Here is a 13240-nt window from a genome sequence, read left to right as displayed (position 1 = left end):
CTCTCCTCAGTTGTGGTCGAAAAACTCGGTGATCGCCGCGTTGACCGCGTCCGGACGTTCGAGACAGCCGAGATGTCCGCAGCGGGGGATCTCGACGAGGTCGCAGCGGGGGATCGCCTCGGCGACCTCGGCGCCGAGGTGCGGAGGGGTGATGAGGTCGTCGGTGAAGGTCACGACCCGGCAGGGAGCCGTGACACGGCGCAGGGCCGCGCGCCGGTCGCCGGCCAGGTCGGCCCAGACCTGCCCGGTGGCAACGGTCCCGGTGCCGGACATCTCGAACACGTCCAGCCAGCTCGCCACGGCGGCGTCGTCGTCCAATGTGGATGGTGAAAACATCTTGAACACCGTCGTGGCGGCCTCGTACACGGCGGGAAGCCGTACGCCGCTTTCCACCAGCGCGATCTCGGCTTCGGTCTGCGCGAGCCGGGCGGCGTCCACGCGGGCCCTGGTGGCGATCAGCACCGCGGACCGCACGAGTTCCGGATGGTCGATCGCGAGTTCCTGCGCGATCATCGAACCCAGTGACATGCCGACGATCCGGCACGGCGCCAGGTCGAGCGCCTCGATCAGTCCTTTGGTGTCGGCGACGAAATCCGCGAGCGAGTACTTGCCCGCCGGCGCCTCGGACGGCGGGATGCCGCGGTTGTCGAACACGACCGTGGCGTAGCCCGCGGCGTGCAGCGCGGGTGTCTGATGCGGTGTCCAGAAATGGCCCGCGGAGCCGGATCCCGCGATCAGCAGAACCGGTTCGCCGCCGCCGGAATGCTTGTACGCCAAGCGGATTCCGTTCGTGGTGACGAAATCCGTGGCGTGCCGGTAATCGGCGCCACCCATGTCTTTTCCCTCCAGCCTGATCGGCGGAGGGCGTGCGATGCCGCGTCCGTCCCGGTTCAGGAGCGGCGTCACTATGGCACGGGGCAGGTCGGCGGTACAGGTTTCGCGGACGGCCGTGATTGACAGTGGTGCCACCGTGTCCAACTGTGGGCGCGACGTCAGTTGGGCGTCAACGAACGCCTGGTCGTTCGGTTGATGCGCCACGTTTCCGTGGGCCATATTGAGCCGCCTTGAGCCCGAGGAGGCCTGTCGTGTCCGATGCCGAGCTGACCGCCACCAGCCTGACCGCCGAGAAGATCCAGTCCTGGCTCGTCGAACGCGTGGCGCATTACGCGATGATTCCCGCCGAGGAGATCGAATTCGACGTCCCGCTGGCGAACTACGGGCTGGATTCGGTGTACGCCTTCGCGTTGTGCGGCGACATCGAGGACACGCTCGGTCTTCTCGTCGAGCCCATCCTGCTCTGGGACGTCGACACCGTCGCCGCGCTGACCACCCACCTCACCGAGATGGCCGCTGCATGAGTGGTCCGGACCTTCCGCTGACCTCGGCCCAGCTCGGCGTCTGGTATTCCCAGCGGCTCGCGCCGGAGAACCCGGCGTACAACATCGCCGAGTACCTGGAGATCCACGGCGACGTGGACGTCGACCTGCTGGTCGTGGCCCTGCGCCGGGCCCTGGCGGAGGCCGAGACGTACCGGCTCCGGTTCCGGCTCGAGAACGGGACGCCCCGGCAGTACCTCGACGCTTCGATGGAGCACCGGATCCATGTGGCGGACCTCGGTGCGTCGGCGAATCCACGCGAGGCCGCCGAAAAGTGGATGGCGGCCGATCTCGACCGGCCGGTCGATCTCGTGGCGGGCCCGCCTTCCGCGCACGCGGTGTTCCGGCTCGGACCGGATCGGGTCGTCTGGTACCAGCGCGTGCACCACCTCGTCCTCGACGGGACGAGTCTTTCGGTGTTCGCGGCAAGGGTCGCGGACGTCTACACGGCACTCGCCTCCGGGCGGGAACCCGAAAACGGTGTGCTGAAGCCACTTTCGGTCCTGCTCGACGCGGATCGCGCCTACCGGGAGTCCGCCGATCCCGAACGGGACAGGCGGTTTTGGCTCGACGCGCTGGCGGGTCTGCCGGATCCCGGCGGACCGGGGCCGGACCTGCCGTCGCGCCCCGTCTTGCGGATCGAAGAGATCGATGCGGACGAAGCCGCCGGGCTGAGGGCGGCGGCACGCCGGTTGCGCACGAGCTTCGCCGGTCTGGCGCTGTCCGCCGCGGCTCTCTACCGGCAGCGCACGACGGGGGACCGCGACGTGGTGCTCGGGCTGCCGGTCGGCGGTCGGACCTCGGTGCGGGAACTCGGAATTCCCGGGATGACCTCCAATGTGGTGCCTCTCCGATTGGAGATCCCCCGGGACGGCACCGTCGGCGCGTTCGTCCGGCACACTTCGAGCGCGGTGATCGACTGCCTGCGTCACCAGCGGTACCCGTACGGGCAGATCCTCGCCGACCACGGACTCGTCGGCAGGGGTTCGCTGCGCTCCTTGAGCGTCAACGTGATGTCCCTCGGCCGTCCGCTGCGTTTCGCGGACGCCGTCGCCACCCGGTCCGGCCTGTCGAGTGGGCCTGTCGAGGATCTGGGCATCGACGTCTTCGAGCGCGCGGCGGGTGGCGGCGTCCAGTTGCTCGTGGAGCTGAATCCCGCGCTGCACGACCCGGCGGCGGGCGCGGAGATCGCCCGGAGGTTCCGCCGGGTGCTGAACCGGCTGGCGGCCGCGTCGCCCGCCGAAAGCCTGCACCGCGTCGGCGTCCTCGACGACGACGAGCGGCGACGGGTGCTCGTGGACTGGAACCGCACCGAAACGGGTGATGACGTCGCGACCGCGCTCGACCGGTTCGAGTACCACGTCGCGCACACCCCGGACGCGGTCGCGGTGGTGTGCGGCGAGGCGGAGGTGACCTACCGCGAGCTGGCCGACCGTGCGCGACGGCTCGCGGGCTCGCTGCGTGAACGCGGCGTCGGCACCGAGTCGGTGGTCGCCGTCTGCCTGCCGCGCGGCCCCGGGATGCTCACCGCGATCCTGGCGACCTGGCTGGCCGGTGCGGCGTACCTGCCGATCGATCCGGACCATCCCGCCGAGCGGGTGGAGTTCATGCGCGCCGACGGCGGTGCCACCGTGCTGATCGGGCCCGGCGGTGTGTCCGGCCGGGCGGGCGCGCGGGCGTCCGCGTCGGCGGTCGTGCCCGGCCAGCTGGCTTATGTGATGTACACGTCCGGTTCGACGGGCGTGCCGAAGGGGGTCGCGGTCACGCACGCGGGGCTGGCGAACTACCTCGCGTGGGCGGTCGAGTTCTACCGGATCGGTGCGGGGGACCGGGTTCCGCTGCACTCGTCGCTCGCGTTCGACCTGACGGTGACGAGCGCGCTGGCGCCGCTGATGTGCGGCGGCACGGTGGTGATCAGCCCGGAAGGCGGTCCCGAGGGGCTGGCCGCTCTGGCGCGGACCGGCGGGTTCGGGCTGGTCAAGGTGGTGCCGGGGCATCTGCCGCTGCTGGCGGAAACGCTGTCGGCGGGCCAGCGGGCGTCGGCGGCGCGCCGGCTGGTGGTGGGTGGCGCGGCGTTGCCCGGCGCCGATGTGCGGGCCTGGCTGGCGGACGCCCCCGGCACGGTCGTGGTCAACGAGTACGGGCCGACCGAGACGGTGGTCGGCTGTTGCGTGTTCGAGCTGACCGCGGGACGGCCGGTGGGCGACGCGGTGCCGATCGGCCGTCCGATCGCGAACACCCGCCTGTACGTGCTGGACGACGCCCTCGGGCCGGTCCCACCGGGCGTGGTGGGCGAACTGTACGTGGCCGGAGCCGGGCTGGCCCGGGGTTACGCGGGCCGTCCGGGACTCACCGCCGAACGGTTCGTGGCCTGCCCCTTCGAAGGTGCCGCCGCGGCGGGACGGATGTACCGCACGGGAGATCTGGCGCGGTGGACCGCGGACGGGAACCTGGAGTTCCTGGGCCGGGTCGACGAGCAGGTCAAGATCCGCGGCTATCGGGTCGAGCCCGGCGAGATCGAAGCGGCGCTGGCCCGGCACCCGGCGGTCGCGCGGGCTGTCGTGGTGGCCACGGACGAGCCCGGCGACCGCGCGCGGCTGGTGGCCTACGTGGTGCCCGTCGCCGGGGCCGAAGTGGACGTCCAGGAGCTGCGCCGGTTCGCCGCGCGGACGCTGCCGGAACACATGGTGCCATCGGTGATCCAGGTGCTCGCGGAGATTCCGTTGTCTCCCAGCGGAAAGGTGAACCGGCGAGCTTTGCCCGCGCCCGAGTTCGCGGCTTCGGCCCGGCCGCCCCGCACCCCGCGGGAAGCGATCCTGTGCCGCTTGTTCGCCGAGGTGCTCGGGGTGGCCAGCGTGGGCGTCGACGACGACTTCTTCGCGCTGGGCGGGCATTCGCTGGCCGTCACCAGGTTGACCGGTCGCATCCGGGCCACCCTCGGCCTGGACGTGCCGATGCGGACCGTGTTCCGGGCGCCCACGGTGGCGGACCTCGACTCCCGCCTGGACACCGGCCGCGGGGCGCGGCCCGCGTTGCGGCCGGTACGGCATCAAGACCCGGTGCCGCTGTCCTCGGCGCAGCGGCGTTTGTGGTTCCTGCACCGGATGCAGGGCCGGTCGGCGACCTACAACGCTCCACTGGCCTTGCGGATCACCGGCGCGCTGGATCGTGCGGCACTCGAGGCGGCGCTGGCCGACGTGGTGGCCAGGCACGAGCCGCTGCGCACCGTTTTCCCGGAAGTGGACGGGGTTCCCCGTCAGCGGATCCTCGCGCCCGAGGAGGCCCGCGACCGGTGGTCGGTCCACGAGGGCGGAGGGTCAGCCGCCCGCCACGAGTTCGATCTGGCCACAGAGCTGCCGCTGTGGGCCGAGCTGTCCGTGACCGGCCCGGACGAGCACCTGCTGTCCCTGGTGGTCCACCACATCGCGGGAGACGCCTGGTCGACGGGGCCGCTGGCACGGGACCTCGCCGCCGCGTACGCCGCCCGCAGCCAGGGCGAAGAGCCAAGACTGTCGGACCTGCCGGTGCGGTACGCGGACTACGCGGTGTGGCAGCACGAGCTCATGGCGCGGGCAGACGATCCGGAGAGTCCGCTCGGCCGCCAGGTGGGCTACTGGCGGGACCGGCTGGCCGGCTTGCCCGACCGGCTGCGCCTGCCCGCCGACCGGCCGCGCCCGGCCGTCGCGACCCATCGCGGCGACCTGATGCCGTTCCGGATCCCGCCCGCGCTGCACCGGGTTCTGGGGGACCTCGCCAGGGAAAACGGTGCCACCCTGTTCATGGTCGTGCACGCGGCGCTGGCCGCACTGCTGACCCGGCTCGGCGCGGGGGACGACATTCCGCTGGGAGCGCCGATCGCCGGACGTCTCGACGCGGTCCTGGACGATCTCGTCGGCTGCTTCGTCAACACGCTGGTGCTGCGGGCCGACGTCTCCGGCGACCCGACCTTCGAGGAGCTGCTCCGGCGGGTCAGGGAAACCGATCTGGCCGCGTACGACAATCAGGACGTCCCGTTCGAACACCTGGTGGAGGTGCTCAACCCGGAGCGCTCACCGGCGCGGCACCCGCTTTTCCAGGTCAGTCTCACCTTGCAGGACGCGTCGCTCGCGACCTTCGGGTTACCCGGCCTCGAAACCCGGCCGGAACCGATCGGCACCGGCACGGCCCGGTTCGACCTGATGGTCAGCCTGACCGATCGCTACGGGGAGGACGGCGCGGCCGCCGGTGTCGAAGGGACGGTGGAGTACGCGACCGATCTTTTCGACGCCGCGACGGTCCGGACGCTGCTGGATCGGCTGAACCGGCTGCTGGAGCAGGCCGCCGAGGATCCCCGGCGGCGCGTGGGTGATCTCGACCTGCTGGCTCCCGGCGAACGACGCTGGCTCCTCGACGAGGTGCACGACAAAGCCCTCGAAGCACCCTACGAGACCTTGGTGACCTTGTTCGAACGGCAGGTGGCCGCCGCGCCGGACACGATCGCCGTGACCTTCGACGGCGCCGATCTGACCTATGCGGAGGTGAACGTTCGCGCGAACCGCCTCGCTCACCGGTTGGCGGACCGGGGTGTGGGCCCGGAGTCGGTCGTCGGGGTGGTCGCGCCGCGGTCGGCCGAGCTGGTGGTGGCCTTGCTGGCGGTGCTCAAGGCGGGGGGCGCGTACTTGCCGATGGATCCGGAGTCGCCGAGGGATCGGATCGGGTTCGTGCTCTCGGACGCGGGTGCCGTCTGCGTCCTGACGACGCCGGACTGCGTTTCGCTTGTGCCGCAGGGTGTTCCGACCGTGTCGACGGATGAAGCCGGTGTGGCGCCGGACGCGGACCCGATCGTCCCGCTGCTTTCCTCGAACGCGGCGTATGTGATCTATACGTCGGGTTCGACGGGGACGCCGAAGGGTGTGGTGGTGCCGCATCGGAATGTGGTGGCGTTGTTCGCTGCCACGAAGGGATTGTTCGGATTCGGTGCCGGTGATGTGTGGTCGTGGTTCCATTCGTTCGCGTTCGATTTCTCGGTGTGGGAACTGTGGGGCGCGTTGGTGCACGGCGGCCGCGTCGTGGTGGTGCCGTTCGAGGTGTCGCGTTCGCCGCGGGAGTTCGCTGATCTGATCGCGCGGGAACGGGTCACGATGCTGAGCCAGACACCGTCGGCGTTCTACCAGTTGTTGGAGACCGCCGGTTGGGAAAGTGTGCGGACGGTGGTGTTCGGCGGGGAAGCCCTGGAGCCCGCGAGAGTGGACGTCTCCGGCCCCCGGCTGGTGAACATGTACGGGATCACCGAAACCACGGTGCACGTGACGCGTTCCGAGGTGGTCCCGGGCGGTGCCGAGAGCGTGATCGGCCGTGGTCTTCCCGGTTTGTCGGTGTACGTCCTGGACGAACGGTTGCGACCGGTTCCCGCCGGGGTCGTGGGCGAGCTGTACGTGGCCGGACCGCAGGTGGCGCGAGGCTATGCGAACCGCCCGGGTTTGACCGGTGAACGGTTCGTGGCGTGTCCCTTCGGCGCCGCGGGGATCCGGATGTACCGCACGGGCGACCGCGCCCATCGGAAACGCGACGGCGATCTGGTGTTCGCGGGACGCGTCGACGACCAGGTGCAGATCCGCGGCCACCGGGTGGAGCCGGGGGAAGTCCAGGCCGTGCTCGCCGAGCATCCGGCGGTCGTCCAGGCCGTCGTGACAGCGCGAGAAGAGGAGCCGGGCGACGTGAGGCTGGTGGCCTACGTCGTGCCCGACCGGGCGATCGAGGACAGCGCCGCGGAAATCGCCGCGAAGGTCCGCGCGCACGCCGCCTCGCGCCTCCCCGGCTACCTGCGCCCGTCCGCCGTCACGGTGCTCGACACCTTGCCGAGCACACCCAACGGCAAGCTCGACGTCGCCGCGCTGCCCGCACCGGATTACGCGTCGGCCCGCCGGGCGGGCCGTGGCCCCGCCGACGAACGCGAGGCGGCGCTGTGCGCGGCGTTCGCCGAGACCCTCGCCGTGCCCGAGGTCGGGGTGGAGGACGACTTCTTCCTCCTCGGCGGGCATTCCCTGCTCGCCACGAGGCTCGTCGCCCGGATCCGCGCCTCGACGGGGGCGGAACTGCCGATCGAAGAACTGTTCGCGACTCCCACCCCGGCCGGGCTCGCCGCCTGGCTCGCCGAGCACGACGACCGGAACGACCGCGCCAGGCCCGTGCTGCGGCGGATGCGTCAGTCAAGGAGAGGCCGATGATTCCCGCGTCTTTCGCCCAACGGCGGCTGTGGTTGCAGTGGCGGATCGAAGGAGCGGGTGCCACCTACAACACCCCGACCATCCTGCGGCTGACCGGGCCGCTGGACCGGGCGGCCCTGGCCGCCGCGCTGCGTGACGTGATCGTCCGGCACGAGGCGCTGCGCACGGTCTTCCCCGAGGTGGACGGCGAACCGCGCCAGCGGATCGTGGAGCCGGACGAGCTGGTCTGGGACCTGCCGGTGGTGCGAGTGAGCGGGACCGAGGAACCGGCGCCACACCAACGGCTTTCGGCTCTGCGGGAGCTGAAGTGGGAGCGGCCGGCGGAGCTGCCGTCGGTCGAGCCGGCCGCCGAGCCGCCCGGCGAGGAGATCGCCGCGAGCGAACTGCCGGGAGCGGTGGCACGGGTGGCCGCGTACCCGTTCGACCTGTCCGCCGAGATCCCGATGCGCGCCTGGTTGTTCGCGCGGTCGCCGGAATCGGCGGTGCTCGTGGTCGTCATCCACCACATCGCGACCGACGGCTGGTCGGCGGGGCCGCTCGCTCGGGACCTCGCTGCCGCGTACGCGGCACGCGGCGACGGCCGGGAACCGGAGTGGGCGGAGCTGCCCGTGCAGTACGCCGACTACACGTTGTGGCAGCGGGAGCTGCTCGGCTCGAAGGACGACCCGGACAGCCTGTCGTCACGGCAGATCGCCTACTGGCGTGACGCGCTGGACGGCGTCCCCGAGGAGCTGAACCTCCCGGCGGATCGCCCGCGGCCGGTGGAACCGTCCCATCGCGGACACTCGATCGCGGCCGGTGTCCCGGCGGCGGTGCACGAAAAGCTGATCGCGGTGGCCCGGCGACGTCGCGCCACCCTGCCGATGCTGCTGCAAGCCGGGCTCGCGGTGACGCTTTCCCGGCTCGGCGCGGGCAACGACATCCCCATCGGCACCCCGGCCGCCGGGCGGTCCGACGAAGCCCTGAACGATCTGATCGGTTTCTTCGTCAACACGCTCGTGATCCGGGCCGACCTGACCGGCGACCCGACCTTCGGCGACGTGATCGACCGCGTGCGCGGCGCCGCCGTGCGCGCCCTCGCCCACCAGGACTTGCCTTTCGAGCAGCTCGTCGAGGAACTCGCACCCGTCCGCGCGCTCTCCCGCCACCCCCTGTTCCAGGTCGCTCTCGCGCCGCTGGACGACGGCGCCGCGCCCGAGGTGCCCGGCCTGCGCGCCGACGTGCTCTCGATCGGCCGGACGACGGCCAAGTTCGACCTGGAAGCGACGCTGGGCGAGACCTTCGACGACGCGGGCGCCCCGGCGGGGATCCGCGGCGTGGTCACGGGATCGGCCGACCTGTTCGACGCGCGCACGGTGGAACGGATCGCGGGCTACCTGGTCCGGGTGCTGACGGCCATGGCCGCCGACCCTGGCCGGCGCGTCGGCGCGGTCGAACTCCTCGAACCCGCCGAACGCGCGCGGCTGCTGGACGACTGGAACGCGACGTCGGTGTCCCTTCCGGACCTCTCCGTGCCGGAAGCGTTCGCCGAGCGGGTGGCGGCCACCCCGGCGGCGCCGGCGGTGCGGTGGGACGGCGGTGAGCTGACCTACGAGGAGCTGGCCGTCCGTTCGGACCGGCTCGCCCGGGCGCTGATGGCCGCCGGAGCCGGGCCGGGAGCCGCGGTCGCGGTGCTGATGGAGCGGTCGAGCGAGCTGGTGGTGACGCTGCTGGCGGTGCTGAAGGCCGGAGCCGCGTTCGTGCCGCTGGACACCGGCTGGCCCGCCGCGCGGATGCGCGCGGTGCTGGACGACGTGGGCGCCGCGGTGCTCGTGGTGCACGAGGCGACGGCCGGTCGCGATCTCGGCGTCACGCCGATCCGGGCGGACGTCGAAACGGACGCCGTGGCGGAGCTGCCGGGTGGGATCCCGCCTTCCAGTGCCGCGTACGTGATGTACACGTCCGGTTCGACCGGGGTGCCGAAGGGCGTGGTGGCGACCCATCGAGACGTGGTGCGCCTGGCGAAGGATCGCTGCTGGGGCGCGACGCCGCGGGTGCTTTTCCATGCGCCGCATGCCTTCGACGCGTCGTCGTACGAGTTGTGGGTTCCGTTGTTGTCGGGCGGCACGGTGGTGGTGGCGCCGGTGGAGCGGATGGACGCGGCGGTGCTGCGTCGTCTGATCGCCGACCACGAGTTGTCCCATGTGCATGTGACGGCGGGTCTGTTCCGGGTGCTGGCGGACCGGGAACCGCGGTGTTTCGCGGGTGTGCGTGAGGTGTTGACGGGCGGGGACGTGGTTCCGGCCGGTTCGGTCCGGCGGGTGCTGGAGTCGAACCCCGGCCTGGTGGTGCGGCAGCTTTACGGGCCGACAGAGGTGACGTTGTGCGCCACGCAGCACGAGGCCGGTGATTCGCGCGAGGTCGGCGGGGTGCTGCCGATCGGGCGTCCGCTGGACGGCACCCGGGTGTACGTACTGGACGAGTGGCTGAACCCGGTTCCGGTCGGGGTAGCCGGAGAACTGTATGTGGCGGGCGCGGGGGTGGCCCGTGGCTACCTGAATCGTCCACTGTGGACGGCGGAGCGGTTCGTGGCTTGCCCGTTCGGTTCCAGTGAGCGGATGTACCGCACCGGCGACCGGGTGAAGTGGGACTCGGCGGGACGGCTGGTGTTCGCCGGACGGGCGGACGAACAGGTCAAGATCCGGGGGTTCCGGGTCGAGCCGGGCGAGGTCGAAGCGGCGCTCGCCGGGCATCCGGCGGTGGCGCAGGCCGCGGTCGTCGTCCGGGAGGACTCTTCCGGAGGGAAGCGGCTGATCGGCTACCTGGTGCCCGGGGTCCCGGGCGCCGCCATCGCCGGGCCGGTGCGCGAGTACCTGGCCGAACACCTGCCGCCCTACCTGGTGCCCTCGGCGCTGATGGAGCTCGACGCCCTGCCCCTGACCGTCAACGGCAAGGTGGATCGCGCGTCGCTCCCGGCCCCCGAATACGTCGGTGGTGACGGCCGCGCCCCCGCGAACGCGCGTGAGGAGCTGCTGTGCCAGGCGTTCGCCGAGGTGCTGGAGCTTCCCACCGTCGGCGTCGATGACGACTTCTTCGTGCTCGGCGGCCATTCGCTGCTGGCGGTCTCCCTGGTGGAGTGGTTGCGGCAGCGCGGCATCTCGGTCTCGGTACGGGCGTTGTTCGTGACGCCGACCCCGGCGTCGCTGGCGGCCGTCGCGGGACCGGAGCCGGTGACGGTGCCCGCCAACCTCGTTCCCGAAGGCGCGACGGAACTCACGCCGGACATGCTGCCCCTGGTCGAACTGACCGAAGACGAGATCGCCCGGATCGTGGCGACCGTCCCGGGTGGCGCGGCGAACGTGCAGGACGTCTACCCGCTGGCGCCGTTGCAGGAGGGGATCGTCTTCCACCACCTGATGGCCGATCGGGACGGCGAAGACGTCTACGCCATGCCGTTCACGCTGAGACTGGACACCCGCGAGCGGTTGACCGCGTTGCTCGGCGCCTTGCAGCAGGTCGTCGACCGGCACGACGTGTATCGCACGGCGATCGTCCGGGAGGGCCTGTCGGAGCCCGTCCAGGTGGTGTGGAGGCACGCCGAACTGCCGGTCACCGAGGGACCTCTCGACGACGACGGCGCGTGGATGGATCTGGGCCGGGCGCCGCTGCTGAGTGTCCGCGTCGCGCCTGAACCCACTGGCCTGGGCTGGCTCGCTTTGATCCGCATGCATCACCTGATCCAGGACCACGCCGCGCTGGAAGTGGTGCTGGCGGAGATCAAGGCGTTCATGGAAGAGCGGGCCGACGCGTTGCCGTCGCCCGTGCCGTTCCGCGAATTCGTGGCTCAGGCCCGGCTGGGCGTGCCCCGCGAGGACCACGAGCGCCACTTCACCGAGCTGCTGGGTGACGTGACCGAGGCCTGCGCTCCCTATGGGCTGTCGGACGTGCACGGCGACGGCGCCGGGATCGCCCAGGGCCGGGCGGCGGTGGACGACCGGCTGGCCGAGCGGCTGCGGGAAGTGGCGCGGTCACGCGGGGTGAGCCCGGCGACGATCTTCCACCTCGCGTGGTCGCGAGTGCTGGCGGCCGTGTCCGAGCGCTCCGATGTCGTGTTCGGCACCGTGGTGCACGGCCGGGCGAGTTCGGGAGCGGACCGCGTCCCCGGCCTGTTCATGAACACGCTGCCGGTCCGGGTCAAGACGGCGGAGCGGACGGTCGGCGAGGCGTTGATCGAACTGCGTGATCAGCTCGCGGACCTGATGGTGCACGAGCACGCGCCGTTGACCCTCGCGCAGGCCTCGGCCGGCCTGTCCGGTGGCGGGCCGTTGTTCACCTCGATCTTCAACTATCGCCACCTCCAGCGGGACGTCGAGCAGTCGGGAACCGGCATCGAAGGCGTCGAAGCCCTCCTGGCGAGGGACCCGACGAACTACCCGCTCGACATCTCCGTGAACCAGGGGCCCACCGGGTTCGAATTGGTCGTGGAAGCGGCCTCTCCGGTCGACCCGGCCGAGGTGTGCGGGTTGCTGCAGACCTGTGTCGCGAATCTTGTCGCCGCTTTGGCGGAGACCCCGGATCGCGGGCTGGCGACGGTGCCGGTGCTGGGTCCCGAGTTCACCGCCTTGCTCGACGAGGTCAACGACACCGCGGTTCCGGTGCCGGGTGGTGTGGTGCCGGATCTGGTGGCGGGGCAGGTGCTGCGTTTTCCGCGAGCGACGGCTGTCGTCGGTTCGGGTGTCGAGCTGAGCTACGCCGAGGTGGACGCCCGGGCGAATCGGCTGGCGCGGAAGTTGATCGCGGCCGGGGTGGGTCCGGAGTCGGTGGTGGCTCTGGAGCTGGAGCGGTCGCCGGACCTGGTGATCGCCATCTGGGCGGTGCTGAAGGCCGGTGGCGCGTACTTGGCCGTCGATCCGGATCTACCGCGGGAGCGCAGAGATTTCCTAGTGAAGGATTCTTCGGCGGCGCTGGTGGTGGATTCGGAGTTCCCCGGGGACCTCACCGGATATTCCGCGAGGCCGGTGTCCGACGCTGACCGGGTTTCGCCTTTGTTGCCGGGGAACGCGGCGTATGTGGTGTACACGTCGGGGTCGACTGGTGTGCCAAAGGGTGTGGTCGTCACCCATCGCGGTTTCCTGAATCTGTCGGCGAGTCATGCCCGTTTCGGGGCGGGTGTGGGTTCTCGGGTGGCGCAGTTCGCGTCGTCGGGTTTCGACATGTTCTGTGAGGAATGGCTTCTGGCGTTGGGGTCGGGGGCGGCGTTGGTGATCGTTCCGCCGGAGCGGCGCTTGGGCGCGGAACTGGCCGGGTTCCTTACCGAGTACGGGGTGACGCACGCGACGTTGCCGCCCGCCGCCGTGTCGACGTTGCCGATGGGAAGCCTTCCGGCGAAGTTCGTACTGGACGTGGGCGGCGAGGCGCTACCGGCGGAGCTGGTTTCCCAGTGGGCCGCGGACCGGGTGATGTTCAACAGTTACGGTCCGGCCGAGGCGACGGTGAACGCCGCGGTGTGGCGCTGCCGGGCGCCCGGTGACGCGGTGCCGATCGGCCGTCCGATCGCCAATACCCGGGTGTACGTGCTGGACGACGCGCTGAGCCAGGTCCCGGCCGGCGTCGGCGGCGAGTTGTACGTGGCCGGTGCCGGTGTGGCGCGGGGGTATGCCGGCCGTTCCGGGCTGACCG

The 13240-nt window shown here is 71.2% G+C and carries 4 protein-coding genes (1 of these 4 only partly in view); 3 read left to right on the top strand and 1 reads right to left on the bottom strand.

The genetic code is table 11. The annotated features are described in order from the left end of the window. Nucleotides 1-6: 6 nt before the first annotated feature. The gene (locus tag CFP71_RS22965) at nt 7-834 is read right to left on the bottom strand and encodes an alpha/beta fold hydrolase (protein ID WP_093936008.1); all 828 of its coding nucleotides are present in this window, start codon (nt 832-834) and stop codon (nt 7-9) included. Nucleotides 835-1085: 251 nt separating this feature from the next. Between CFP71_RS22965 and CFP71_RS22960 the strand changes: the two genes are divergently transcribed. The 3 genes in view from CFP71_RS22960 to CFP71_RS22950 are tightly spaced (each overlapping or abutting the next) and all read left to right on the top strand, a layout consistent with a single transcriptional unit that may run on beyond the window. Continuing rightward, nucleotides 1086-1358 (top strand): acyl carrier protein, encoded by a 273-nt coding sequence (locus CFP71_RS22960; RefSeq protein WP_093936007.1) that lies wholly within the window; start codon nt 1086-1088, stop codon nt 1356-1358. After that, the gene (locus CFP71_RS22955; RefSeq protein ID WP_093936006.1) at nt 1355-7582 is read left to right on the top strand and encodes a non-ribosomal peptide synthetase; all 6228 of its coding nucleotides are present in this window, start codon (nt 1355-1357) and stop codon (nt 7580-7582) included. Before CFP71_RS22960 ends, CFP71_RS22955 begins: the two co-directional genes overlap by 4 nt. Further along, nucleotides 7579-13240: the 5' portion of a non-ribosomal peptide synthetase gene (locus CFP71_RS22950; RefSeq protein ID WP_093936005.1), read on the top strand. The gene runs 15263 nt beyond the window's last position; 5662 of the gene's 20925 nt are visible here — the first part of the coding sequence; the start codon lies at nt 7579-7581; the stop codon falls past the right edge of the window. Before CFP71_RS22955 ends, CFP71_RS22950 begins: the two co-directional genes overlap by 4 nt.

The organism is Amycolatopsis thailandensis (genome assembly GCF_002234405.1).
GTDB lineage: Bacteria > Actinomycetota > Actinomycetes > Mycobacteriales > Pseudonocardiaceae > Amycolatopsis > Amycolatopsis thailandensis.
Note: the sequence above shows the minus strand (reverse complement) of the source record. Positions and strands in the feature narration are given on the sequence as shown.